This is a genomic window from Embleya sp. L77 (assembly GCF_055557415.1).
Window position 1 is genome coordinate 139,061 of sequence record NZ_CM145709.1, and the last position, 25,564, is coordinate 164,624.

General features: G+C 72.0%; 21 protein-coding genes and 1 pseudogene. 10 read left to right on the forward strand and 12 right to left on the reverse strand.

Annotated features, from left to right (window positions below; translation table 11 throughout):
- Nucleotides 1-217 precede the first annotated feature (217 nt).
- The 3 genes from ACZOOI_RS00565 to ACZOOI_RS00575 all read left to right on the forward strand — a co-directional run bounded on the left by ACZOOI_RS00565 (nucleotide 218) and on the right by ACZOOI_RS00575 (nucleotide 2,935).
- Nucleotides 218-712: a pyridoxamine 5'-phosphate oxidase family protein gene (locus ACZOOI_RS00565; protein ID WP_465278853.1), complete on the forward strand. Its 495-nt coding sequence runs from the start codon at nucleotides 218-220 to the stop codon at nucleotides 710-712.
- Between the two features lie 246 nt (nucleotides 713-958).
- Nucleotides 959-2,203, forward strand: coding sequence for a universal stress protein (locus ACZOOI_RS00570; protein ID WP_465278854.1), 1,245 nt, complete (start codon nucleotides 959-961; stop codon nucleotides 2,201-2,203).
- A 288-nt stretch (nucleotides 2,204-2,491) separates the two neighbouring features.
- Nucleotides 2,492-2,935: a hypothetical protein gene (locus tag ACZOOI_RS00575; protein ID WP_465278855.1), complete on the forward strand. Its 444-nt coding sequence runs from the start codon at nucleotides 2,492-2,494 to the stop codon at nucleotides 2,933-2,935.
- A gap of 39 nt (nucleotides 2,936-2,974) precedes the next feature.
- Here ACZOOI_RS00575 and ACZOOI_RS00580 read toward each other — a convergent pair whose 3' ends face one another.
- Complete coding sequence (locus ACZOOI_RS00580; protein ID WP_465278856.1) at nucleotides 2,975-4,591, reverse strand: MFS transporter; 1,617 nt, start codon at nucleotides 4,589-4,591, stop codon at nucleotides 2,975-2,977.
- 369 nt (nucleotides 4,592-4,960) lie between these two features.
- On the opposite strand from ACZOOI_RS00580, the gene ACZOOI_RS00585 reads away from it, so the two are divergent.
- The 5 genes and pseudogenes from ACZOOI_RS00585 (at nucleotide 4,961) to ACZOOI_RS00605 (ending at nucleotide 9,562) form a co-directional block, all read left to right on the forward strand.
- On the forward strand, nucleotides 4,961-5,617 hold the full coding sequence (locus ACZOOI_RS00585; RefSeq protein ID WP_465278857.1) for a GAP family protein: 657 nt from the start codon (nucleotides 4,961-4,963) through the stop codon (nucleotides 5,615-5,617).
- A 436-nt stretch (nucleotides 5,618-6,053) separates the two neighbouring features.
- Nucleotides 6,054-6,443, forward strand: a pseudogene (locus tag ACZOOI_RS00590) (serine/threonine-protein kinase); the annotation flags it as partial.
- 995 nt (nucleotides 6,444-7,438) lie between these two features.
- Nucleotides 7,439-7,741, forward strand: coding sequence for an outer membrane protein assembly factor BamB family protein (locus ACZOOI_RS00595; protein WP_465281324.1), 303 nt, complete (start codon nucleotides 7,439-7,441; stop codon nucleotides 7,739-7,741).
- Nucleotides 7,742-7,927: 186 nt separating this feature from the next.
- On the forward strand, nucleotides 7,928-8,617 hold the full coding sequence (locus ACZOOI_RS00600; RefSeq protein ID WP_465278858.1) for a hypothetical protein: 690 nt from the start codon (nucleotides 7,928-7,930) through the stop codon (nucleotides 8,615-8,617).
- Between the two features lie 111 nt (nucleotides 8,618-8,728).
- Nucleotides 8,729-9,562, forward strand: a complete 834-nt coding sequence (locus ACZOOI_RS00605; protein ID WP_465278859.1) for an arylamine N-acetyltransferase family protein — start codon at nucleotides 8,729-8,731, stop codon at nucleotides 9,560-9,562.
- A 135-nt stretch (nucleotides 9,563-9,697) separates the two neighbouring features.
- Here the strand turns inward: ACZOOI_RS00605 and ACZOOI_RS00610 are convergent, their stop codons facing one another.
- Together ACZOOI_RS00610 and ACZOOI_RS00615 are read right to left on the reverse strand one after the other, a co-directional pair.
- The gene (locus ACZOOI_RS00610) at nucleotides 9,698-11,434 is read right to left on the reverse strand and encodes a DUF885 domain-containing protein (RefSeq protein WP_465278860.1); all 1,737 of its coding nucleotides are present in this window, start codon (nucleotides 11,432-11,434) and stop codon (nucleotides 9,698-9,700) included.
- Nucleotides 11,435-11,689: 255 nt separating this feature from the next.
- Entirely contained in the window at nucleotides 11,690-12,586 is an 897-nt protein-coding gene (locus tag ACZOOI_RS00615) for a hypothetical protein (RefSeq protein WP_465278861.1), read from the reverse strand.
- Nucleotides 12,587-12,846: 260 nt separating this feature from the next.
- Between ACZOOI_RS00615 and ACZOOI_RS00620 the strand changes: the two genes are divergently transcribed.
- A complete protein-coding gene (locus ACZOOI_RS00620) occupies nucleotides 12,847-13,791 on the forward strand; it encodes a hypothetical protein (RefSeq protein WP_465278862.1) in 945 nt (314 codons plus the stop codon).
- A 186-nt stretch (nucleotides 13,792-13,977) separates the two neighbouring features.
- On the opposite strand, the gene ACZOOI_RS00625 is transcribed toward ACZOOI_RS00620, so the two are convergent.
- From ACZOOI_RS00625 to ACZOOI_RS00645, 5 genes are all read right to left on the reverse strand, one after another.
- Nucleotides 13,978-14,295, reverse strand: a complete 318-nt coding sequence (locus ACZOOI_RS00625; protein WP_465278863.1) for a ferredoxin — start codon at nucleotides 14,293-14,295, stop codon at nucleotides 13,978-13,980.
- Between the two features lie 5 nt (nucleotides 14,296-14,300).
- Complete coding sequence (locus ACZOOI_RS00630) at nucleotides 14,301-15,548, reverse strand: cytochrome P450 (protein ID WP_465278864.1); 1,248 nt, start codon at nucleotides 15,546-15,548, stop codon at nucleotides 14,301-14,303.
- Nucleotides 15,549-15,697: 149 nt separating this feature from the next.
- Entirely contained in the window at nucleotides 15,698-16,546 is an 849-nt protein-coding gene (locus ACZOOI_RS00635) for a class I SAM-dependent DNA methyltransferase (protein WP_465278865.1), read from the reverse strand.
- 66 nt (nucleotides 16,547-16,612) lie between these two features.
- A complete protein-coding gene (locus ACZOOI_RS00640) occupies nucleotides 16,613-17,848 on the reverse strand; it encodes a YcaO-like family protein (RefSeq protein WP_465278866.1) in 1,236 nt (411 codons plus the stop codon).
- Complete coding sequence (locus ACZOOI_RS00645) at nucleotides 17,845-18,765, reverse strand: aKG-HExxH-type peptide beta-hydroxylase (protein WP_465278867.1); 921 nt, start codon at nucleotides 18,763-18,765, stop codon at nucleotides 17,845-17,847. Before ACZOOI_RS00645 ends, ACZOOI_RS00640 begins: the two co-directional genes overlap by 4 nt.
- A 978-nt stretch (nucleotides 18,766-19,743) precedes the next feature.
- Here ACZOOI_RS00645 and ACZOOI_RS00650 point away from each other — a divergent pair.
- The gene (locus ACZOOI_RS00650) at nucleotides 19,744-20,886 is read left to right on the forward strand and encodes a glycosyltransferase family 4 protein (RefSeq protein ID WP_465278868.1); all 1,143 of its coding nucleotides are present in this window, start codon (nucleotides 19,744-19,746) and stop codon (nucleotides 20,884-20,886) included.
- Nucleotides 20,887-20,908: 22 nt separating this feature from the next.
- Here the strand turns inward: ACZOOI_RS00650 and ACZOOI_RS00655 are convergent, their stop codons facing one another.
- The 4 genes from ACZOOI_RS00655 to ACZOOI_RS00670 form a co-directional block, all read right to left on the reverse strand.
- Nucleotides 20,909-21,709 (reverse strand): helix-turn-helix domain-containing protein, encoded by an 801-nt coding sequence (locus tag ACZOOI_RS00655; protein WP_465278869.1) that lies wholly within the window; start codon nucleotides 21,707-21,709, stop codon nucleotides 20,909-20,911.
- Between the two features lie 275 nt (nucleotides 21,710-21,984).
- Nucleotides 21,985-23,187 carry a cytochrome P450 gene (locus tag ACZOOI_RS00660; protein WP_465278870.1) on the reverse strand — a complete coding sequence of 401 codons (1,203 nt, stop codon included), beginning with the start codon at nucleotides 23,185-23,187 and terminating at the stop codon, nucleotides 21,985-21,987.
- Between the two features lie 126 nt (nucleotides 23,188-23,313).
- Nucleotides 23,314-24,777, reverse strand: coding sequence for an MFS transporter (locus ACZOOI_RS00665; protein WP_465278871.1), 1,464 nt, complete (start codon nucleotides 24,775-24,777; stop codon nucleotides 23,314-23,316).
- Nucleotides 24,778-24,959: 182 nt separating this feature from the next.
- Nucleotides 24,960-25,340, reverse strand: a complete 381-nt coding sequence (locus tag ACZOOI_RS00670; protein ID WP_396009772.1) for a nuclear transport factor 2 family protein — start codon at nucleotides 25,338-25,340, stop codon at nucleotides 24,960-24,962.
- Between the last annotated feature and the right edge of the window lie 224 nt (nucleotides 25,341-25,564).

Consider the following 25,564-nt stretch of genomic DNA (forward strand, 5'->3'; position numbering starts at 1 on the left):
CGTCGATCCGCGGCACGATCGGCCACAACCAAACGATTCCGCGCGGAGTGAGCCCTCTGCGGGCAAGCCGCCCGAGCCGATCCGGCGGTGGCTCGCCCACACGGTGCCGCGCGGCGCGCCGACCCCGACGTCGGTGGAGCTGCGCGCGCACGGGTAAATCCGCACACAGGGCCTTTCGGCCCTGGTCGGGGGCCGGTCAGGGTTCGAGGGTGGTGGGATGAGCGAATACCCCGTGACGAAACGTCCTCTCGGCCGCCGGGAGACGTTGGAACTGATGGCGGGCGCACGGGTGGGACGCGTCGTCGTCAGCGAGGGCGCTCTCCCTGCCGTGTACCTGGTGACGTTCGCCCTCGACCGGGAAAGCGTGGTTTTCCGCGCCTCCGCCGACTCCGCCCTCGCGAAGGCCGCGGTCGAGACGGTGGTCGCGTTCCAGGCCGACCACGTCGACCACGTCGACCGGTCCGCCCGAACGGGCTGGACAAGCTGGACGGGCTGGACGGGCACCGTCACCGGCCACGCCTCGCGCGTCCGGGACCCCGCCGCCGTCGCGCATCTGGACCATCTGCTTCCCGAGGCGGACGGCGATGGTGCGGAACACGTGTGGTTCCGAGTCACCTCCGAACTCGTCACGGGCCACCTGGTGCAACGTGCGGGCGGCCGTTCCGTCCTCGAACCCGACGCCCCGAAGTCGCGAACGTCGCCCACGGGGTGAAGCGGCGGCATCCTCGACCGCCCGCCCACGGCACGGGTTGCAGGCTCTTCCCCCGGTCCGGGAACCTTGGAGACGGAGTCACCGGGAAGCGCTGCGCATCGCAGCCGCGGACGCCCACGACGCCCGCCGAGAGGGTGACCCGGTCGGCGCGCGAGCGAGCGAGCATCGTGCCGGACGGCTGTGCGACCACAGGGCCGGCTCCGGCTCGCCGAAACCCTTGCCGGATGGACCGAGAAATACCCGAACGTGCCGGTGCACCGCGAGGTCGCCGTCGGACACCCGGTCGAGGTCCTGCGCAAGGCCGCCGAGCACGCCCTGTGCCTGATCGCCGGTACCCGCGGTCGCGGCGACTTCGCGGGCCTGCTGCCGGGCTCGGTCGGCCGGGGACTGACCCATTACGCCCGCTGCCCGCCGGTGATCGTCCCGACCACGCACCACGCACCACGCGGACTCGGCCGAACGCGACTGAGCGTGGGCCGAGCCGGGCACCCGAGGCAAGGATCGGCGCCCGACCCGACGATCACCGTCCGACAGGAGACCGCCATGAAGCAGGCATCGAACCCCACCACCGGATCGCCCGCGCCATCGACTCCGCCCCGCGGCCACGTCGTCGTCGGATTCGACGGCTCACCCGGTGCCGAACGTGCCGTGGACCTGGCCGCGGACGAAGCCGTACGCCGGCACACCACCCTGGAAGTGCTGCACGCGCTGGAATGGGTCGAAGCCGCCGGTGGGGACGACCGCTTCGGTCGACAACTGCGCGAGAACGCCCGCGCCATCGTCGACCGGGGCGCCGCCCGCGCCCGTGCCCGTCACGGCGACCTGTCGGTGCTCGCCACGATCGAACTCGCCGACGCCATCGACGCGTTGGCAACCGCGGCCGACCGCGCCGCGCTCCTGGTCGTGGGCAGCCGAGGAATGGGCGGCTTCGCCGCCCTCCTGGTCGGCTCGGTCGGCCTCACCGTCGCGGCGACGGCCCGATGCCCGCTGCTGGTCGTCCATCCCGATCACGAGACCACCGCCGACCGCGTCCCGAAGTCGATCGTGGTCGGCGTCTCCGACGACGACTGCGCCCCCGCCCTGGAGGCCGCCTTCGCCCAGGCCCAGGCCCGACACCTGCCCCTGCGGGCCGTCCATGCGTGGCGCTACCCCGCGATGACGGCCGGCGGCGTCGGGTTCGTCCCGGCCATGTGGCTCATGGACGACTGGCGGGCCGCGGCCCAGGCCGACTCGGCCGCCGTACTCGCACCCTTCGGCAAGAAGTATCCGTACGTCACCGTCACCGAGGACGTCGTCCTGGACACCCCCTCGCACGCCTTGATCACCGCGAGCGCCGATGCCGACCTGGTCGTGCTCGCCGCCCACCGCAACACCGGCCGCTTCGGCCCCAACCTGGGCCGCGTCACCCACGCCGTCCTCCACCACGCCAGGTCCCCCGTCCTCCTCGTCCCGGTGCACGGCCGAGCCGAGAAGGATCGGGACAACGACTGACGCCCGGGCGGGCGCAAGGAACTCGTCCACGTAGAACGTCGGCGGCCCGTTGCCGGCGCGCACCCTGGGTTACGCCCTCCGGGCGAGCCGTCGGTCCCGTCCCGGTTGCCGCGTGGTCGGTGTCGGGCATTCGGCGAACGGGTGAGCCGATCGGCCGCGGCGCGTCGTATACAGGCGCCGCCCACCCCGGCCTCCTACCGTGGAAAGGTGCCCCGTCCCCCCGGATCGTCCGCGAGATCACGGAAGCGCGGCGCGCCTCGCCCGCCCCGGACCGACTACGCCGGTGCCGTGTACGGGTCCCTGCTCGCGGCCTCCGTGGTGGCCACCGCCGGAACCCTGGGCGACTACCCGCGACTCCAACTCGTTCTCCTGCTTCTCGTCACCGGCCTGGTGTTCTGGGCCGCGCACGTCTACGCCCTCCTGGTGGGTGAACGAACGCTCGGCCAACGCTGGACCCGGGCGGAGGTCCGCCGCGTCGCGGCCCACGAGTGGTCCATCGTCGAAGCCGCCGCCCTGCCCGCCCTGGCCGTCGCCGTCAGCCCCCTCCTCGGGCTGGGCCTGAACACCACCGCCTGGCTCGCCCTCGGCATCGCCGTGGCCCAACAGGTCCTGTGGGCGTCCCTGGGAGCCGCCGCCGCCGGCGCCGACCGCAGTCAGGTGGCGGTCGAGGGCGCGGTGAACCTCGTGCTCGGCCTGATCATCGTCGCCGCCAAAGCGGCGCTGGGGCATTGACCACCACGGCGTCGGAAGGCAGGGCGGGTCCGGCCCGCCTCACCGCTTTGCCGAACCGGGCTGAACCCTGGGGATCCTCCCGGTGAAGAACATGGCGAGCAGCGCGGTGAAGGCCAGGACGGCGAGTGCGGCGCGCAGCCCATCGAGCCTGGCCGCGGTGTTCGCGTCGACGGCGGCCTGCGCCACCTCCGGTGCCGTGCCCGCCTTGGTGAGCGCGGACCTGAGCTGGTCGTCCGACAGAAACGGCACGCCGCCCTCGAGTTCGACGCTCGCCCGACTCGTGACCGCGGCCGGGACCGCCGGGTTGTTCTCGATGTTGGTCAGGAACGACGTCGTCATGGTGGCGATCAGGATCGATCCGGCGAGGGCCGTGCCGATCGAGGCGCCGAGGTTGGTGACCGCGTTCTGGACGCCGCCGACCTCCGTGCTCTGCTCGTCCGGCACCGCGGACACGGTGACCGATCCCAGCTGCGACGCCAACGCGCCCATGCCCAGTCCGATCAGCAGCAGGGGCACGGTGACGATCTCGGCGCCCGCGTCCGCGTCGAGCGCGGCCATCAGGGCCACCGCGCCTGCGAGCAGTGCCAGGATCCCGATCCGTACCACGCGCCGCGGCGAGATGTCGGGCAAAAACCGCGGGATCAGGATCGCGGCGGCCAGCAGCGTGAGCGACAGCGGCAGGATGCGTGCGCCGGTCGCCAGCGCCGACAGGCCCAGGGCGACCGACAGGTAGAGCGGTACGACGAAGAACACGCCCATCTGCACCAGGTACTGGAAGAAGAACATCGTCAAGCCGCCGGTGAGCTGCCGATTGCGCAGCATGGACGGGTCCACCAGCGGCTCCCTGCCCCGTGCGGACAGGCGGGCCTCCCAGAACAGGAAGAGCCGAATGAGGGCCAGGCCGGCCAGCATGAGCCAGACGACCAACGAGACCCCGAGCCAGGCCGGCGCGTCCGGCTTGGGCCGGAACCACCCCCATTCGGCCGACCGGAGCACGCCGAAGACGAAGATCCCGAGCCCACCGGCGGACAGCACCGCCCCGACGAGGTCCATGCGCGATCGCGCCCCGGTCGGCGCGTCGGTGATCCGGCCGGCGAGCACCAGGATCACCAGCACGATGACCACTTCGCCGGCGAAGACCCAGCGCCAGGAGAAGTACGTCGTGGCCACGCCACCGATCAGCGGCCCCACCGCGATCGCCGCGGCCCCCGCGGCCGCGACGAGCCCGTACGCGGAGGGACGGCGCTCCACCGGAAAGTTGCCGGCCACCAGCGCCACGATCGCCGGCAGGATCAGTGCCGCCCCCACCCCCTCCAGGAACGCCCACCCGAGCAGCAGCACCGGCAGGTTCGGGGCGAGCGCCGTGGTCAGCGAGCCACAGCCGTAGATACCGCAACCGATCATGAACGCGCGTTTGCGGCCGATGAGCCCGCCGAGCTTGCCGCCGGGGATCATGAGCATCGCCATCACGAGCGTGTAGGCCGTGATCGCGCCCTGGATCCCGGTTACCGTCGTGCCCACGTCCTCGGCCACCGTCGCGATCGAGACGTTCATGACGGAGCTGTCCAGCGCCATCAGGAACTGCCCCGCCACAAGCGGCAACAGGACCAGGCCCGCGCCGGCGGAATGCCCCGGCTTTCCCGTGCCAGTAGCCATGCACGCATCGTCCCAGCGACCCGGGCAGGCACCGGCCCGACCCACCGCGATGTCAGCCGGATGGCAGTATCGCCGCCGCCGAAGACGCGGCGCGCACCCGCCGCGGTGCACCGGGTTGCCCGGGCGCCTGGTCGCCCGCACGAGGCCCCCCGCCGATTACGCCACGGGCGGGGATGGCCGTTGCGGCACGCGACACGGTGGGCCCCGTGTTCGGAAACGAGGTCTGGGACGCGACCGGAGGGGGCACACTCGACGACCACCCCGGATCCTCCGTCCGGGTCCTCCGTGAAGAACACGCTTCGTCAGCCCGGACGGACTGCGCCGAGAAGCCTGCTCGACGAGTCCGCGTCACCCCCGTAAAGGGCAGCCATGGTCCTCGATCTCGTCCTCATCGGCACGGCCATCACCTTGGGACCGTTGCACAACTCCGCGTTCATCCTGCTGCTGTCCGCACACCGGGGGTTGCTGAAGGGACTCGTCTTCATCCTCACCTGGCTCGCGGAACTCGTCCTGGTCGTCGCCGTGGTGGTGCTGTTGACCGGGGGCGAGCCGCCGGCGCGCCACAGCTCGCCCTCGGCGGCGGGTCTGGTGGTCAAGCTGGTCCTGGGCCTCGCGCTCGTCGCCTACGGCGAGCACAAACGACGCCGAGGTGTCACGCGCTCCCGAGGAACTCCCAAGTGGATGGCACGGCTGGATCGTGTGTCCGGATGGACCGCCGCCGGTCTCGCCGTCCTGCTGCAACCCTGGGCGATGGTCGCCGCCGGAGGTGCCACCGTGATGAACGCGGACCTGTCCTCGGCCGTCACGTTCCTGGTCCTGATGGGCTACTTCCTGCTCGCCACGGCCAGTGTGCTCGCGATGGAGCTGTACGCGACGTTCGCACCGACCAGGGCACACGAACGACTCGAGTGGCTGCGCACGGCCATCGACACCCACCAGGACCAGGCGATCGTCGTCCTGTCGCTGCTGCTGGGCCTGTGGCTGGCCGGGAAGAGCACCTACCAACTCGTCACTCTCGCCGCGTAGGTCACGGCCGCCCTCGCGGCCCGCAAGCTCCGCGGGCGCGGCCGCGGCACGGCCGTGCGCCGGCCCCGCCCCCTCGCGCTCCACCCGACATCCCCGGGTCGGTCGGGCTCCCCGGTGCGGACGGCGCACGATGATCATCGAGTAGGTATTGTGGCCAGCCGCCGCAAAAGAGGGGAACCATGGAGTTGTCGAGCGCCGATCCGCGGCGGATCGGACCGTACGCCGTGCTCGGCCGGCTCGGCGCCGGTGGCATGGGCAAGGTGTACCTGGGGCGTTCGGCCGGCGGCCGCACCGTCGCGGTCAAGGTGGTCCGCCCCGGTCGTGGACGCCGACCCGGACGCTCCGGTCCCCTGGATGGCTACGGCGTTCGTGCCCGGCATACCCCTGCACACCGCGGGTCGCCCGGCACGGGGCGCTGCCCGAGGCATCGCTGCGCATGCTGGTCGCGGGGCTGGCGGAGGCGCTCGGGAACGTGCACGCCGCCGGCCTGATCCACCGCGACCTCAAGCCGTCGAACGTCCTGCTCGCGCTGGACGGACCGCACGTCATCGACTTCGGCATCTCGCGGGCGGTGGAGGGAACCTCGCACACCCGCAGCGGCGCGGTGGTCGGCTCGCCCGGGTACATGTCGCCCGAGCAGGCGCTGGACCGGCCGCTCACCCCGATCAGCGACGTCTTCTCGCTGGGCGCCACCGCGTATTTCGCCGCGACCGGTCTGCCACCGTTCGGGAGCGGCAACGCCGCCGCGCTGATGTTCCGCGTCGCCGGCACCGAGCCGGACCACGCGCCGCTGGCCGGACTCGGCGAGCCGCTTCGCGCGCTGATCCTGCGCTGCCTGGCCAAGGACCCCGCGACGCGGCCCGATCCGGCCCAGGTGGTCGCGGACATCGAACAGCACGGCGTGGACGTGCCCGCCGGGAGTTGGCTGCCCACGGCGCCGACCGCCGACATCCTGGCGGTCCGCGCGTCGATCCTCACCGCTCCCGCGCCTCCGCCCGGGCACATACCACCGATACCGCCGGCCCCGCCGGTGCGGACACCTCCGGTACCGCCGTTCCCGTGGCCCCCGTCCGCGCTGTCGGCGCAGCCATCGACTCGGGGTGCCCGCACGATCGGTCGCCGCGCACTGCTCGTCGGCGCCGCGGGCACCGTCGCGGTGGCCGGGGGTGTCGCCGCGGCCGTCCTGCTGACGCCGAACGGCGGCGGCAAACCCGCCGGCCGCAACACCGCATCCGGGCCCGGTCCGACGAGCACCCCGGCCGCCCTCCGGACGACGCCGCTCACCGCGCCCGACGCTGTCGTCCACAAAATGCCGGACCTCGCCGCCGAGTGCACCGGCCTCGTCCTGAGCGGCGACGTCCTGGTCGGCTTCGGCCTGCTCGACGCGACCGGCCTGGACCTGAACGCCAAAGTCCGCTGGGCACCGATCAGAGCGGCGGCCGCCGTCGGGTCCAAGCACCGGCCCGGCGTGGTCCGCAACGGCGTCCTCCACTTCTGCGGGCGTGCCGGGTCGCCGCCCGTCAGGGGCCTGCACGCCCTGGACATCACGACCGGAAAACTCCTGTGGTCGGCGGAGGTCCCGGCGGCCGAGTGGTATCCGCAGACCGTCGCCGGACTCGTCGGCGACACCGCGTTCGTCTCCGGCAGCATCGAACCCTCCGGCGGCGGAACGCCCCGAAGTTTCGTGTGGGCCGTCGACACACGCACACGCGGCACACGGTGGCGGGAATCGGGTGAGGATGTCACGGCGGTGCTGCTGGTACCACCCACTGCACCTCGGACGCGGACGGCGGCACGGTCTTCGCCACCACGCAGACCGCGCTGTTCTGCCTCGACGCGAAGACGGGCGCACTGCGCTGGCGCAGCTCGATACCCGGCGGGTCCACGAGGTTGCCGGTGTTCGCGACGGGAGACGTCTGGGTTCGTCACGACTTCGGCAACGTGTACGTCGCGGCCGGCACCGGAACGCTGTGGGCGGTCGACGCGGCCACGGGGACGACCCGGTGGAAGCACCCGTTCCCGGCCCTGACCGGAGCCGGTGTCACCCCGGTCCTGACGGCCGGCGCGGGCACGGTGTTCCTCGGACACGGATTCCAGCTCACCGCGATCGACGCGGGCGGGTAATCGCCGATGGGCACCCGTGCCGGGCCCGCCCTGCCGGGGGCGATCTCCCGCCACCGACCCACCCGGCAACCCCCGGTGAGCCGTCGGGACCGTCCTCCACCACCGGCCGGTGCGGTGCCCCGTGGCGTTCTTACGGCGAGCATGTCAACACGGGAACCGGACGCCGGGCGCCGACGTCACATCACCATGGCCGAGTCGAATGAGCGACCACCCACCGCACGGACGACCTACGTCGTCATCGCCGCGCTGATCGCCGCCGTCTGCATCGGGGTCGGGCTGTGGTTCCTGCTCGCACGCGGTGACGACGACGAGCCGACGGCGGGAGAACCGATCCGGACGGCGTCCGAAACACCGGTCACCCCTCCCGTCACCCCAACCGTCACCCCACCCGCCGCCACCCCCACCGGGATGCCGACCACCCCGCACACCACACCACCGGGCACCGGCGCCCCCGCCACCCCCACCGACGGCCGCCTCGACACGCGGACCGTCTCCTTCGCCGACGCCCGCGGCCTCCCCAAGGTGTTCGCCGTCGCCGAATCGGCGACACAGGACGCGGACGTCCTGGCCCGCGTATTCGCCGGCAACCCGACCAAGCGCCCCGCGGAACCCGCCCCCGCGACCGACTTCGCCCGCAACGTCGTGGTCACCGTGACCGTCGACGCGGGCTGTCTCGACCCCGAGGGCGCCCGGCTGTACGCACACGGGAGCCGGCTCACCCTCGACGTGCGCCTCCCCGACCGCAGTGCCCCGCCGGAATGCCTCGCCCCGTACACCCGGCTCGCCCGCTTCGAGGTGCCACGCACATCGATGCCGACCCGACCGGTCCTCAACGGCAGCCCGCCGGCCATCCCGACCGCGAACCCTCGCCCGTGACAAGGACGTTGTGCGCTGCACACCGGCCGCGACCCGAAACGCGAAACGCCGCCGAGGCACTCGCCGGCACCCTCGATACAGGCGCGAGCCGGGCACTGGTTGACTGAGTGCGTGAGTACTGACCTTTGGCAGGTGGGCGGCGTCGACCTCGACGGCTACCTCGCGCGGCTCGGCCTTCCGGCGCGGGCACCGGCGCGGAAGGCGCTGGACGAGTTGCACGAGGCGCACGTCCGGACGTTCACGTTCGACAACATCGACGTGTTCCTCGGGCAGCCCGGCGCAGTGGACCTGGCGGCCGTGCAGGAGAAGTTCGTGGGCCGGGGTCGGGGCGGCTACTGCTTCGAGCACTCGACGCTCTTCGCGGCCGTGCTGGAGCGGCTGGGCTACGACGTCCGCCGGCATCTCGGGCGCGTCGGCGATCCGGCGGACGGCAGCCTCCAGGGCCGGACCCACATGGTCGTCGAGGTCGTGCTGGACGGGCAGCGACTGCTGTGCGACCCGGGATTCGGGATGAGCGTGCTGCGCCCGATCCCGTTGGCGCACGGCACGCAGGACGACCACCTCGGTTGGCGCTACCGGATCGACCACGCCGACGGGGGGTGGCAGATGCGTCGTTGGCGCGACAACGGCTGGCTGATGATGCACACCACCGACGAACTGGGCGTGCTGCCGGTGGACGTGGAGATCGGTCACCACTACACGAGCACCCATCCGACGTCCCACTTCAAGCGCACGCTGATGGTCACCCGCCACCTGCCCGACCGGCACGTCACCGTCACCCACGCCACGCTCACGGTCCGCCGGGCCGATGCGCCCACCGAGCACCGACCCCTCCGCGACGGCGAACTCGCCCACTGGTTGCGCGTCCTGGAGGTCCCGCTCACGTCGGACGAGGAACAACACCTCCTCGAACGAGCCGCCGAGGCAGCCACAGCACAGGCGTGAGCGCACGGCGTGCCTTGATGCCCGGCCCGCCTCCGGGCAGCGTTTGGTGGATCACGGCTCGACCCGGAGTCCCCGCGAGTGCCGGGGCGTTGCCGGTGTAGGGGGTTTACCCCGGCAACGCCACCGGCTGCGGCGTTACCGGGTGGGCCGGGGGGATGCCGATGACGGGGTCGGTGAGGCGGGGATCGAGGAGAGTTCGTCGGTGAGGTCGTCCAGGCCCAGCGAACCCTGGGACAGGGCGGCCATGTGCCACGACTTCAGGTCGAAGGCGGCACCCTGGGCGCGGCGGGCGTTCTCGCGGCCCAGCAGCCAGGCGCGTTCGCCGAGCTTGTAGCCGATGGCCTGGCCGGGGATGGTCAGGTAGCGGGTGAGTTCGCTCTCGACGAAGTCGGCGGGGCGACTGCTGTGCGCGGCGAAGAACTCCTGTGCCAGGTCGGGGGTCCAGCGCTCGCCGGGATGGAACGGGGAGTCCGCGGGGATCTCCAGTTCCAGGTGCATGCCGATGTCGACGATGACCCGGGTGGCCCGCATCATCTGGGCGTCGAGATAGCCCAGGCGCTGCTCGGCGTCGGCGAGGAAGCCGAGTTCGTCCATCAGGCGTTCGGCGTACAGGGCCCAGCCCTCGGCATTGGCGCTCACCGCGCCGACCGTGGCCTGGTAGCGGGACAGGTCGCCGGCGATGTGGGTCCACTGCGCGAGCTGGAGGTGGTGGCCGGGGACGCCCTCGTGGTACCAGGTCGACACCAGGTCGTAGACCGGGAAGCGGGTGCGGCCCATGGTCGGCAGCCACGTGCGGCCCGGGCGGGTGAAGTCCTCCGACGGCGGCGTGTAGTACGGCGCGGCGGCGCTCCCGGGCGGGGCGATGCACGACTCGACCCTGCGTACCCGCTCGGCGAGTTCGAAGTGGGTGCCGTCGAGGTGGTCGATCGCCTGGTCCATCAGGCTCTGCAGCCATGCCCGTACCTCGTCGACGCCCTCGATGTGGGTGCCGTGTTCGTCGAGGTGGGCGAGTGCGACCCAGGGCGTCTCGGCGCCGGGGAGGATCTTCTCGGCCTCCTCGCGCATCTCGCCGAGGATGCGGTGGAACTCCGCCCAGCCGTAGGCGTACGCCTCGTCCAGGTCGAAGTCCGTGCCGTTGAAGAAGCGCGACCAACGGGCGTACCGCTCGCGCCCGACGGTGTCGGGGGCGTCCGCGACGGCGGGGGCGTACACGTCGCGCATCCAGTCGCGCAGTGCCGCGACGGCGGCGGTGGCGGCGCGTCCGGCCTCGTCGAGTTCGGTGCGCAGGGCGTCCGGGCCGTCGGCGGCGAAGTCCTCGAACCAGCCGCGGCCGTTGCCGTCGGTGTCGGCCCATTCGCCGAGCTGGGTGATGCACGTCGCGGTCGGGCGCGGACCCGCGTACAACTTGCGCTCCAGGCCGAGGGCGAGCGACGCGCGATAGCCCTCGAGCGCGTCCGGCACCGCACGCAGACGCGCCGCGATCGCGGCCCAGTCCTCGACGGTCTCCGCGGGCGTCACGGAGAACACCTCGCGGACGTCGTGCAGCGGCGTGCCGAGATTGCCGACGGTACGCATGCCCTCGTCGGCATCGTGCACCGCGAGTTCCGCGGTCAACCGCTCGCGGAGCAGTCGGGCGCAGCGCCGCTCGATGTCGCCGTCCGCGCCCGGCTGCTGCTCGGCTCGGGCAAGCTCGGCGAGCGTGGCCCGCGCGAGGTCGGCGCGCGTCTCCCGTCCGGCCGGGGAGAGATCGGGCAGCTTGGCGGAGCTCTCCGGCACGCCGAGGTAGGTTCCGGTGATCGGGTCGAGGGCGATGAGCTGGTCGACGTACAGGTCGGCTAGCCGACGGGGCAGCGGGGCGTTCGTGTCTGACATGTGGACATCCTCGTACGACGACGGCGTCGGCGTCACTCGGGTTGGCGCCTCGCATCGTTCCTCGTCACGAGGAAGCCGTGCTCGATGGGTCCCGCGGATGTGCCCCGGGGCCGGGTCGTTCGCTGACCGGTTCGGGTCTTCGGGGGCGCTTTCGAGGGCGTCTTCGGGGGCGTTATCGGAGTGTTGGAACGGGCGGGGCACAGTGGTGGTGTCGTGGTGATGCCGCGGTTTTGCCGTGCCGGATTTTTCCGATTGTCAGGGTGCGAGCGGGAGTTGGTCACCGGTGGCGCCGGCTTCCAGCGTTGCGTAGTCCGGGTGGTTCAGGCGGTGGTGGACGTAGATCTGGTCGGCCCAGGGTGGGTCGAAGGGGGTGAAGGCGCGCAGGCCCAGGACTCGGCCGATCGCTCGGTCCGGGTGGGCGGTGTTGAAGTCGGCGATCGCGGCGGCCTCGCCGATGTGCTCGATGGTGCCCGGGAGGTCGTCGAGGTAGCAGGTGACCCGGGGCAGCAGGTGTTCGTGGCCGGGGCGACGGAAGAGTTCCAGTGCGATTGTCGTCGAGGTGTAGTGGTCCAGGTCCAGGGCGACGAACCCGACCGGGTGATCGTGCAGTTCGTGCGCGTGGGTGTCCAGGTAGTCGGGCAGTGTGTGGGCGAGGTCGCCGATCACCAGCTCCGCCTCGCCCAGCCGGGCGCGTAGGCGGTCGTGGTCCATGGCGTAGAAGCCGGGGCCGAACAGGTAGGGCAGATCCCGAGGGTCCCTGGCCGGCGGCATGCCCACTCCGCCGTCGAAGCCGACCACCCGCACCGTGACGCCCGTGGCGGCGGCGTAGTAGCGGGCGTGCTCGGCCAGCGCCAGCAGCCCGTTGCCGCCGGCCACCCCGAACTCCACCACCGTCACGCCGCGATGCCCCAGGCGCGCGGCCGATTCGGTGGCCCGGCGCACGCCGTAGGCGTAGTGGGCCCGTTCCACCAGCCCGAACCGGTATGCCGTCGCCGACCCGACACCGGGCAGTCGCCGTAGCAACCGGTTCCGGGCCGCATGGCGGGTACCGGACTTGGACCAGTCCCACACCACGTCGGCCCACCCACCTGTGGGCCGACGCCCGAACGGATGACCCTTCTGGGCACTCGAATGTGAACCCCTGCGCGTCATGGGCCTTCTCTCCCTCGGCACGACGGACGAACGGACGGACGAACGAACAAACGGCTGGGCGGCCGGCCCTCCCCCATGGTCGGTGAGCCCTCGACCCCACGCACACACACCGCGCCGGCGGGTCGGGGGCGTTTCGGAACGTTGGGAACTGGTTCGGGGGTGTTCAGGTGGGGGGCGTCTGGCGGACACAGTTCTGCGTCATGGTCTTGGCGTTCGGACACATTGGTTCGGGATCGGCGCGGTTGAGGAGTTCGGTGGGTATGAGACTGGTCGCGAAGGGTTTGCGGGCGGTACGGCGAGGAGCGTCGGTCGGCGCGGTGTGTGTCGCGCTGTGTGCCGGCGGCGGACTCGCGGGTACCGCGCACGCGGCGGAGGCTGCGGGTGCCGAAGGCGCGGGGGCGGCGTTCCCGTCCGCGGTCGCCGGGTGGAAGCCGGTCGGAAAGTACGAGATCGATGCGCAGTCCCAGGCCCAGGGGTTGGCCGGTGTGCGGCCGCACGGCGGGAAGCCCTACACGTACTACGCCGGGAACACCTCGATTCCGGCGGACGTGCGGGCGCGTGGCTGGGGGCACATCGGTGACCCGGACTCCTCGCGCGGCTACGTGTTCGATGCCTATCAGGGCGGTGGGGACGCGACCGCGAAGATGTTCCGGGTGACCACGCCGGCGGGCGACGCCTACGAGTACGTGCACCCCTTGGCTGCGGGTGAGGCGATGAACAACTCCTTCGCTGCGGTGTCCCCCGACTCTCGTTGGCTCGTCTCCGGCGAGTGGGACACGATGAATCGGCTGCTCGTCTTCCCCACGCCGATGCTGAATGGGTCCACGCCGCAGACCGGCGGCACCCTCCCGCTCGCCGCGACCATCGAGCTGGATCGGCCGGTCAAGGACATCCAGGGCTGCACGTTCCTGGACGCGAAGCGGTTGGTGTGTGCGTCGGACGACTCCGACGCGAAGTTGTTCCCCGTGGCCAAGCCGCTGCTGCAGATCGAGTTGAAGAAGGCACTGAACGGCAAGACGGTGACCGGGCACGTCACTTCGCTCGGCGCGCTGCCCCTGCTGAGCGCATGCCCCGGCGCTCCGGCCGACTTCGAGACCGAGGGCGACGACTACGACCGGCGTACGGGTGTCCTGCGGGTGGAGATGATTCCGCCGCGTGATTGTGCGGCGCGCGCCACCGTGTACGAGTTCAAGCGCAAGCGCTGATTCGGGCCGCCCACGCGGAGGCCGCGAACGCGCGCTCCGCGTGGGCGGGTTCGGCGTGGGCGGATTCGGCGTGGGCGGATTCGGCGTGGGCGGATTCGGCGTGAGAGGGGTATGCGGCAAAGACGGCTCCCGGACGGTGCGGTTCCCCGGCCTGCGCTGCGGCGGTCGGGTCTGCTTCGGTGGCGGCTACGGGGTGTCGGGATGCCGGGTTTCGGGGCGCGGGGCGTGGGGACGCGGCGTATCGGCACGCGGGGCGTCGGCTCGGGCGAGGGTGATGGCTTCCACCGGGCACAGCGCGGCGGCGTCTTCGGCCTGGGCGGTCGGGGGCGGGGCGTCGGGGCGTATCCGGGGCCGGCCGTCGGCACCCTTCGCGAAGTGGGTGGGGGCCGTGGCCGCGCAGATGCCCGAGGCGATGCACAGGTCGAGGTCGATCTCGATGTGCCCGTGGGTGGGGTCCGCGGCGGGCGTGTTCGGGGGTGGAACCGGTGGCATCGGGGTGGGCATCGGCGTCACCAGGTGACCGGGAGGGTTCGGGGGGCTCGGGTCTTCAGGCCGGACTTCCAGGTGGCGGGTGCTGCGGGGCGCAGGGTCGGGAAGCGGCGGGTCAGCGCGGCGAGTGCTTCCTGGAGCTGCACGCGCGCGAGTTGGGCGCCTACGCAGTGGTGCACTCCGTGACCGAAGGCCAGGTGGGGGTTGGGGGTTCGGGTGAGGTCCAGGTGTTCGGGGGCGTCGAAGACGGATTCGTCGTGGTTGGCGGACGAGTTGATCGCCATCACGGCGTCGCCCTCGGCGATCTCGACGCCGGCGAGGGTCAGTGGTTCGGTGGCCACGCGAAGGTTGGCCTGGACGTTGGTCTGCGCGTAGCGCAGGAGTTCCTCGGTGGCCGTGGGGATGGTCTCGGGCCTGTCGAGGATGTGCCGGTAGCGCTCGGGGGCGTCCAGGAGCAGGTGGATCATGCCGGACAGGCGGTCGGACGTGGTGCCGTAGCCACCGGCGAGCAGGACGACGCAGAAGGAGATCAGTTCGTCCTCGGTGAGGCGGTCCTCGTCGTCGCGGGCGGAGATCAGGACGCTGAGCATGTCGTCGGCCGGGTGTCGGCGCTTGTCGGCGATCAGGTCGGCCATGTAGCCGGTCATCTCGGCGACCGCGTGGGTGACGGCGGCGTCGGGGATCGCGGTGAGGCTGCGCAGCGCGTCGCACCAGGCATCCAGCCGGTCGCCGTCGCGCCGGGGGGTGCCGAGGAGGTCGCAGATGACGGCCAGTGGCAGCGGTCGGGTGAACAGGGGCACCAGGTCCGCCGGGCGACCGTGCGCGGTGACCGTGTCGAGCAGGCCGTCGACCAGGCGGGCGATGTCGTGTCGCATGGCCTCGGCGCGGCGGGCGGTGAAGGCGGCGGCGACGAGTTTGCGCAGCCGGGTGTGTTCGGGTGGGTCGGCGGCCAGGATCGAGTCGGCCAGCGTGGGGACGTTCGCCATCCGCGGGCCGCTTCCCCGGGTGGCGCGGGTGCGGCTGAAGCGCGGGTCGCCCAGGACGAGGCGCACGTCCGCGTAGCGGGTGACCAGCCAGGCCCGGTCACCGCTGGGGAGTCGGATCCGGGCGCACGGCGCGTCCCGGCGCAGGGCGGCGAACTCGGGGATGGGGTCGAGCCCGTCGCGGTGCGGGAAGGGGAAGACCTCGCCGGGGGCGGAGTGGGTTGGCGCCTCGGGGGTGGGATCGCCGCCGGAGCTGACGGGCGGCTGCGATCGCGGCAGCGACATCGAGTCGTCCCCGGAGGCGGCGGTCGCCCGCGTTCCCCGTTCGGGATTCGGCTCGCCACCGGAGGTATCGGGCGACTGCGTTCGCGTCGGCGAGGTCGCGTCGCCGCCGGAGGTGGCGGTGGGGGTGCGGGGGTCGGGGGCCGGGTGGGTCACGGTTGCTCCGGGGTGGCGGGTGCGTAGACGGAGACGTGGTAGGTGCTGTCCCGGGTGAAGGGGGCACCCGCCCAGGAGCCCAGGCGTTGCTTGAGCCGCAGGCCCGCCCGGTGCGCCAGCAGGTCGAGTTCGCCGGGGGATGCGTAGTGGAACGAGACGCGCAGGTGGCGAGTGCGGTCGGCCTCGTGGATGAGGTAATGCGAGTGGTACGTCTGGGTGGACGGGTCGATCCGGCGGTGGCACAGGATGAGGTGTTCGTCGGTTTCGGCGACGACCTCGGGGATGCCGGATGCGGCGGCGACCGCGAGGGCTTCGGGAAGGTGGGCGTCGAACACGAAGACTCCGCCGGGCTGTTGCAGGCGGGCCCTGGCGGCGGCGAGGCAACGCTGTTGGGCCCGACGGTCGGGGAGTTCGAAGAAGGTGCCGCCGGCGAGGTAGATCAGCGAGAACGGGCCGGGTGCGGCCACGTCGGCGAAGTCGCCCATGGTGACCGTGATTTCGGCGCCGCCGGGCTTGCCGCGCAGATGCCGGATCATCGCTTCGGAGGCGTCGATGCCGTGCACGCGCAGGCCGCGTTCGGCGAGCGGTAGGGCGATCCGGCCGGTGCCGATGCCGAGTTCGAGTACCGGTCCGGCGCCGGCGAGGTCGGCGAGGGCCTGCACGGTCGCTCCGGTGATCCCGGGTTTGCCGAACCACCGGTCGTAGTCCGCCGCATGGGTGTCGGCGTAGCCCGGGCCGGTCGGCTCCGCGGCGCCCGCGGATCGCAGCTCGGCGCCGCCGCCGGGGTCGGGCATCGCGCCGGCCGGACGGGGGCTTCGGGCGGGCGGACTGTCGGTCCTGGGCATGGCGGCTCCTCGGCTCGCGGCGGATCGGGGTCGGGGGACGGGGATCGGAGGTCGGGGGGCGTCGGCTCAGCCGAACGGGTGCGGGGCCGACGTCTTCCGTGGGTGCTGTTCGGGCGCCGGCCCGGTGGGCAGGGCGCCCGCACCCGGGGCGATGGCCCGGATGACGGTGCTGCCGAGGGCGCGGGCGGGGCCGGCCGTGGTGTCCACGAGGATGACCTCGCGGTCGGTGTGGGCGGCGAGTGCGGTGAGCCCGGGTCGATGCGCCGGCACCGTCGCGGCGTCGGCGGTCGCACGCCCGGCAGGCTGCCGCGGCGGTGTGGGGTCGCCGGGGGCGTCGAGGGTGCGGCTGGTCCACAGAGTCAGGCTGTCCTGGCGGTGGTAGGCCCACAGGGCGTGTTGTACGGCGGTCCGTGGCGGGTGACTCCCCCACCCGCGGGCCCAGGTGTCCACGGCCACCGGGCTGCTCATGCTCCAGCGCACCATGAGGGCCTCGTAGGCCGCCTTCTCGATCAGCGGCGCGATGGCGGTGTCGGGGCCGCAGCGGGCTCCGAAGGTCTGACCGGTGCCGTCGGGGGCGTGCAGGCAGACCACGACGCAGCGGGCACCGGGGGTGGCCGGGACGTCCAGGACGCTCGCGGTGACGTCGAGTTCGGCCAGGAGCTTGGCCAGGGGATCGGGTGGTTCGCCGGTGGGCAGCGAGGTGGGGGCCTGCGAAAGGCCGTACCAGCTGCGGCGGATCAGGTCGCGTTCGAGGATTTCCCAGGCGGCGTGGTCCGCGGCGGCCTGTGGGTCGGGGTGCGCGGCGAGGCCGGTCGAGCCGACGCCCGGGCCCGGGTCGCAGCCCGTGGGCGGGCGATGGTGCAGGAAGACCGCGCCGGCGGGCACATGGATCTCGGCGCCGGTGTCCGCCCGGCGCCCGAGCACCCACAGCCGTCGGGTGCTGCGGGCGGCGTCCGGGGGCGTGGTGTGCGCGAAGCCGTCGGGGGTCGCGGCGGCGGGGTCGAGAGCGGGGATGCCGCGGCGGCGCAGCTCGGCGTAGCCGGCCACCAGCGCCGCGTCGTTCGCCTCGGCCTCGCGGCCGGCCAGGATGTTGCCGACACGCTCCAGGAGTTCGCCGCGGGCGCTCGTCACCACCTGTTCGCGGCGGTGTCCCGCGGCGCTGCCGACGACGACCGGTCGTTCGCCGGCCGCGCAGACGGCGTCGAATTGCGGCGAGCGGGCGGCGATGCGCGCGATGACGATGTCGGGCCCGCGGTCGTAGGGGCTGAACACCTGTGGGTCCCACCCGGGCGCGGGCGTCACGCGTGCGTCCGGGCGACGTCGGCGGCCTGCTCCAGGACGGACAGCCCGTGCTCGGTGAGCGCGCAGCGGTGCTCGCGCAGGGTGCCCACGGCGTCGATCGCGGAGCGGGCGAGGAGGTCGTGCCGGGATCGGATGGCGTTGGCCGCCTCCGTCGTGGTCGCCGCCGGACCTGCGTCCAGCAGCCGCCGGTACAACAGCACGCTCCGGGCCAGCACCACCGCCTGTTGGAACAGGCCGGTGAGCGGCCGCGGATCGGCGCGCAGCGGGGTGGCGACGAGTGGGCCGTTGTCTTCGGCGAGGCGACGCAGGAAGGGCTCGGCGGCGACCGTGGCGGCGTTGCAGCGAGTGTGCGTTCCCTCGTGGACGAGGGCCTCGGCCAACCGGATCGGGCCGGGCAGTCCGTGGGCGCTTCGGTCCAGCCGGTCGCGTCGGATGAACACCGCGCCGTGCACGCCGAAGTCGGTGAAGCCGTCGATCGCCGCGCCGTCCAACAGCGCGATCTGCACCAGGATTTCGCCGATTTCCGCGCTTGCCTCGGGCCAGATCTCGGCCAGCAGGCCGGCGGTCTCGCGGACGATGTCGGTGTCCGCGTCGCGCCAGGCGACCACGGTCGAGGCGGGCGCGGTCGTGGTGTCGTCGTCCCGCTTCGGAATGGCCTTCAGGGCCCGGGCCACGCTGCGTTGCAGATGCGCCCGCGGGGCCACGAGGTCGACGGGCCAGGCGAGTTCGGGGGGCGGGTCGGCGATGTCGGCTCTGGCGCGTTCGAGCATGCGACCCAGCGCTTCCAGGCGTTGTGGGTCGGGTGGTTCGGCGTGCAGGACTCGCTGGGCGACGTGTGCCGTCTCGATGACGGCCGGGTGTGTCGATTCCCGCGGCGTGGTGGTCAGGTCGGCTCGGGCCAGGATCGTTTGCGTCATGCGCGCCAGGACCGCGCGTTCCTCGGCGCTTTGCCCGGCATCTGGTTCCACTCGCATGGCGAGTACCTCTCGTGATCCCGATGCGGGGTGTTCGACGGGCCGGATCGTCCGGCCCGTCGTCCACGGTGGCGTTGCCTCAGCTGGGGAGGTCGATCATCAAGGCCAGCTCGGGCAGTTCTTCTTCCGGGACAAGTTCGATGTCGTCGTGCATATCGGACTCCCTTCGGATCGCCGGTTCCCCCGCCGTCGACGAGGACGACCGGAAGCGCCATCGTGGGCGTGCAACGACGATCGGCACAAGGAGTAGCCGATGGTTGCGCTGCGCAGGGAGCCGAGTCGGTACAGCCGGAAACGGTCTTGTATCTCGCGGGGACGACCCTGCTTCGTCCCGAACCGAGCGGGTCGGCAGCCGTTTTGGCGGCAGGCGCGAACGCCGGCCACATCCGCCCCGGCCTGTCAACAGCTCATCCGGACCGCCGAGGTGCCGTGCGTCGGACGAACAATGGCCGGAAACAACGAGGCAAGTTCTGCCCGGTGAGGCAAATGCGGCGGGAGAACCGCCGACGACGGCACGATCCGGCACCTCGGGGGCGGGTCGGGCCCGGGTGGTGGGTTCCGTCCGCCGCCGCGACACCCGGATCCGGACGTTCTGGGGTTCCCGCGTCCGGGGCGGGTGGGTCAGGTGTCCCGCCTCGCGGTCCGGGTCGGGCACCGGTCTTCGCACGCCCCGCGAGTTGCCCGGGTCGAGTGGTATCGACCGGTTCTCGCCGTTGTCCGCGCGTCACTCTTGGCAACGCGGTGATCACCGGTGATGATGTCCCGGCGCCGCCGCCCCGGGCGCACGCCGGCACCGCCGGATCACCACCGCCCAGGACGAGGAGACGCCGATGAGCCCCACCCCCATCGCACCGACCCGAACGATTCCCGATGCCCGTCGTGGGTTGTGCCCGCCGGCTCCGGTACAGGGCTGAGGGCGGCATGCGCATCGCCTACCTGCACGGCGGCAGCATCCCCTCCTACTGGGCCAACAACGTCCATGTCATGCGCATGTGCGACGCGTTCGCCTCGGCCGGGCACGACATCACCCTCTACGCCGCCCCCGGCACCTATCCGGCCGACGACGCGTACGCGTACTACGGGGTCCGCCACCGCTTCCCCATCCGTACCGTCGCGGCACCGGACCACTCCCCCGCCGGATACCGGCAGCGCGCCGAGCGGGTGCGGGAGTTGCTGATCCGCGACGGCGTTCCGGATCTGATCTTCGGGCGCGATCCGTACTGCCTCGCCGTGGCCGCCGACGTGGCACCGTTCGTGTACGAGGTGCACCAGATCCGGACGGACCTCTCCCCGCCCGAGACCGAGCAACGGCTGCTCGCCGAGCCCCGGTTGGCCCGGGTCGTGGTGATCACGCACGCGCTCGCCCGCGACCTGTGTGCGACCTACCCGCAGCTGGATCCGGCGGCCGTGCTGGTCGCGCCCGACTGCGCCGACCCGCCCCGCCCCGCGACCGAGCCGGTGCGGCTGCCGGGCCGGGCGGGGGTGCCCCGGGTCGGCTACGTCGGGCATCTGTACGACGGGCGCGGCATCGATCTGATCCTCGACCTCGCCGAGCGGCTCCCGGGCCTGGACTTCCACCTGGTCGGCGGCACACCCGAGGACCGGGATCGGTGGGAGCAGCCCTGTGCGCTTGCCAACGTGTACTTCCACGGGCATCGGCCGCCCGCGGAACTGCCCGGCTATTTCCCGCTGTTCGATGTGGTCCTGGCGCCGTACGAGGAGAAGGTGTATCTCACCGGCAGGCTCGGCGAGACCGGCCGGTGGACGTCTCCGATGAAGTTGTTCGAGTACATGTCCCACGGGCGGGCGATCGTCGTCTCCGACCTGCCGGTCCTGCACGAGGTGATGACGGATCGGGTGAACTGCCTGATCCGCCCGCCCGCGGATCCGCCCGCGTGGGCGGACGCCGTCCTCGAACTGGTGGGCGACGACGAGTTGCGCCGTTCGCTCGGCGACGAGGCGCGGCGGCAGGTCCTGGACCGCTACACGTGGCGTCGGCGCGCCGACGTGGTGGTGGCGGGCCTGGACCCGGCGCAGGTGGTCGGCGGCGCGGGGCCGGCGTGACGCGGTGGTGCCGGTGCCGCGGCTACCACTTGGTGGTGCGCAGGACCTCCGCGGTTTCCGGGTCGGCCGGGTAGAAGGACTCGATGGCCAACTCGGCGACGGTGATGTCCAGCGGGGTGCCGAAGGTGGCCATGGTGCTGAAGAAGGTGAGGATGCGGCCGTCGTGGTGCAGGCGGAGCGGGATGGCGATGTCGCCGGGGCCGGGGAGTTCGACCTTGGGCTCCGGCTGGTCGCAGGGGTAGCCGACGAGTTCGTCGTAGAGCTTGATGATGTCCGGATCGGCGGTCATCGTCACCTGCTGGCGCAGCCTGCTGAGCAGGTGGGCGCGCCATTCGCCGAGGTTGGCGATCAGCGGGGCCAGGCCCTGGGGGTGCAGGCTCAGGCGGAGCAGGTTTACCGGCTCGCGCAGCAGTTCGTCCGAGACGCCGATGCGAAAGAGCAGGGCGGGCTCGTTGGCTTCCACCCGGTTCCAGTACCGGTCCAGGACCACGGCCGGGAACGGCTCGTGCGCAGCGAGCACTTGGCGCAGCATGGCTCGCACGGCCGCCATGTGCGGGGCCTCCAGGCTGGTCTCGTGGTAGACGGGGGCATACCCGGCGGCGAGTAACAGCGGGTTGCGTTCGCGTAGTTCCAGGCCCAGGGCCTCGGCCAGGCGCAGCACGATGTCCCGGCTGGGGCCGGAGCGGCCGTTCTCGATGAAGCTCAGGTGGCGCGGGGAGATCTCCGCCGCGGTGGCCAGTTCCAGTTGGCTCAGCAGGCGGCGTTTGCGCCACTGGCGCAGCAGGTCGCCGATGGGCTGTGTTTGGCGCGGGGTCGTGGTCACCGTCACTGGTCCCTACCTCGTCCTCCCGGCGGGCATCCTCCGGCCCGCCTGGCTCCATTGTCGATACCCGGGCGGCGGCGCGCATGGTGAACGGGGTATCGGGTGGCGGGTGTGCGCCGGCGGGGAACGCGGTCCCGCGCGGGCACGCGGGCACGGGCGCGGGGCATGGGGCTGCCGGCGAGGTGGGTGGAGGACGGCCCCGGCGTGCGGTCTCGGGGGTTGACCGCCTGGCGGGGCCGTCGGTCCGGTGCGGCGGTCGGGGAACCGCCGGTCGATCACCAAGTGATGGGGAGTTCGTTGACGCCGTAGACCACCGTGTCGTAGCGGAACGAGAGATCGGCCAGGTCGGCACCCAGGCGCAGGTTCGGGAACCTGCGGAACAGCGCGGGCAGCGCGATCTCCATCTCCATCTTGGCCAGGGCCGCGCCGGGGCAGAAGTGGGTGCCGTGTCCGAACGCGAGGTGGTGCCGGGCGTCCCGGTCCGGGTCGAAGCGGGCCGCGTCGGTGAACACGCTGTCGTCGTGGTTCGCGGCGGAGATCGCGAAGACCACCGCGTGGCCCGGCCGGATCGGCACGCCGCCCAGGGTGGTTTCCCGCTTGGCGACCCGGACCTGGTTGTCCTGCGAGATCGACCAGTAGCGCAGGAGTTCGTCGATCACCTTGCCCAGCCGGCCGGGCTGTTCGAGCATGGGTTGGATCTGTTCCGGGTGCCGGAGCAGGGTCAGGACGCTCAACGCGATCTGGCTGGCCGTGGTCTCCGCGCCCGCGACCAGAAGCAGCAAGACCATTGCCACGAGTTCGTCCCGCCCGAACTCGCCCTTGGCCACATGCAAATGCACCAGGCGACTGATCAGATCGTCGGATGGTTCACGTTCCTTGTCCCGGACCAGCCCTTCCAGATATTCGGAAAGGGCGCCGAACGCGTCCACCGCATCCGCATTGCGCAGATCGCATCGCGTCAGCGCCAGATTCTGTTCCTGGAAGGCGTCCAGATCCCGTTCCGGTACACCGAGTATTCGGGCGATCATCAGCGCCGGAATGGGAAAGGCGAATGCGGGCAGCAGGTCCACCGGCTGCGGTTGTTCGGCCACGGCGTCCAGCAGGCCCTGCACGAGTTCGCGTACGGCCGGCCGATATCCGTCCACGGCCGTGTTGTTGAATTCCGGCATCACCATGCGCCGTACCCGGGTGTGTTCGGGCGGGTCCAGCCGCAGGAACGAGTGCAGCAGCGGGTCGGGCGGGAGCGGCAGGCGCAGCGGGAATCCCGGCAGCGTGATGTCGACGCTGAGCGAGGGGTTGAGCATGGCCGCGCGCATGTCCGCGTAGCGCGTCACGAGCCAGGCCAGGGTGCCGTCGTCCAGGCGCACCTGCCTGGGCGGTTCCTCGCGCAGCTCGGCGTACCGGTCGGGGGGCAGCAGCGGGCAGGATCGGGGCATCGGCCAGGTCGGGATCGTCGTGTCCTGGGTCGTGTCGGTCATCGTGCCTCCTCACGCAAAAGAGTGGAGCCGATCGCACGGTTGCGGTGCGAGCGGGGCGAGCCGAGCGGGTGCGGTGGCGGACCGTCGGCCCGGTGGGGGTGTCCTGCGCCACCGGGCCGAGGTCGATCAGCTCTCCTGTGCGGCGGGCCCGGGCAGGAGTTGGGCGAGGCCCGCCACCACGACGGTGAAGCCGGCCAGGACCGCCACGCTCCATTCGAAGGCGTGCGCGTAGGCGAGCGAGTGGCCGTCGCCCAGCACGCCGAAGAACACCACGCCGATGGCGGACACGCCCAGCGCGTTGCCGCATTCCTGCGCGGTGGACAACACTCCGGCCGCGGCGGCGGCGTGGCTGGGCGAGACCCCGGCGAGCACGGTGGGCGTCACCGGGTTGATGAACAGCGCCATGCCCATGCCGGCCACGCACAGTCCGGGCATCACCCACGCCGAGGGTCCGTCGACGCCGATCCCGGCGACGGCGGCGAGCAGCAGGCCGTATCCGGCCGCGACCACCAGTGCGCCCAGGGTCAGCACGTGCTTGCCCAGTCGGGCGCCCAGCGCGGGTGCGGCGAACGCGGCCGGGACGTAGCCGATGCCCAGGGCTCCGAAGACCACGCCGGTGGTCAGCGGCGACAGGCCGTGGCCGTCCTGGAGGTAGAGCGCGAGCACGAGCATGAAGGAGGCCATCGCGGCGAAGAAGCCCAGGATGATCAGCACGCCGACGGAGAAGGCCCGTTCCCGGAACAGGGTCAGCGAGATCAGTGGTGCCTGGTCGCGCTGTTCGAGTCGGTGCTGGCGGACGGCGAACCCGGCGAGCAGCGGGACCGAGGCCGCCAGGCATGCCCACGACCACGCCGGCCAGCCCTGTTCGCGGCCCTCGACCAGCGGGAAGACGATGGCCAGGAGGCCGAGCGAGCCGAGCAGTGAGCCGAGCAGGTCCAGGCCGAGCCGACCGGAGCCGTGCGACTCCGGGATGAAGCGGCGCATCAGTACCAGCGAGGCCAGGCCGATCGGCACGTTGATCAGGAAGATGGTGCGCCAGCCCAGGCCGCCGATGTCCAGGTGGATCAGCACCCCGCCGATGAGTTGACCGAAGGTGGCGCCGATGCCCATCGACAGTGCGAACGCGGTGAACGCACGCACGCGTTGCGGGCCGGTGAACGAGGTGTTCAGGATGGCCAGCATCTGCGGGGTCATCACGGCCGCGCCGACGCCCTGGAGCACCCGGGCGGCGATCAGTACGCCCGAGTCCGGTGCCAGGCCGCCGCCCAGCGAGGCGACCGTGAACAGCACCATGCCCAGGGCGAACATCCGCCGCCTGCCGTACAGGTCGCCGAGTCGGCCGGCGGTGAGCATGCAGGCGGCGTAGGCGAGGCTGAATCCGGAGACGATGAACTCGACGGCCGCGGAGCTTGCGTGCAGGTCCGCGCGGGTGGACGGGATGGCCACGTTGACCACGAAGAAGTCCAACGTGATCATGAACATGCCGGAGACCACGATGAGCATGCGGATCAGGGCGTGCCGGTCCGCCTCCGGCTCGGCTGCCGGTACCGCGCCGGGCGCGGCGGTGCGGGTGTTTGCGTCGGTCGACATGGTCGAACTCCCGATCGAGGTGTCGTCGTTGCTTCCGGCCGCTTCGCCGCCGGGAGACGACGGCGCGGGGTCCGGCACAGGACGGGTGGTACACCCGGGCCCGTGCCGGAATCGACCCGCGCCGCGAGGATCGACCGCACCCGATCCCGCGAGGTGGTCGCGGCGCGGCGGATGGCGAATGCTCAGTCGGCCTGGTCGGCCTGCACCTTGTCGATGAACTGGTGGTCGCGGACCATCCGGCCGTTCGCATCGAAGGTGACCACCTGCGTACCGGTCATCGTCGGCTCGCCGCCGGCCGCCGGGACCACCTCCCACTGGTAGCGCACGGCCTCCTGGGTGGCGTCCACCCTGGCGACCCGGAACCCGAAGCCCTTCGGGACGAAGTTCTCGTACGCTTCCGTGACCGCCTCCTCGATGCCTTCACGGCCTCGATACACGGTGGCGGTGTTGCTGTAGACACAGTCCTCGGCCCACAGTTCGGCGATGTTCTTCCGCCGGATTTCGGCGTCCGGCTCCGCCCAGGTCGCGACGTACTTTTCCACGATCGCTTCGATCTCGCTCACATGCACTCCTCATACGATTACACGGGGATTTGAATACGAGGGCGTACGGGGGTTCGGCCTCGCGTGGGGCGGAAAACGCCCCGACGGCTCAAGCCTGGTACCGAAAGAGAGCCCGGTCGATTACCTCGGACGTAATAAATCTGCGTGGACCGGGCCGTCGGCTCGTGGGTTCCGCTCCGGTGTGCCGCCGCCGCGTCGCCTTCCGCGTCGCCGCGTCGCCGCCG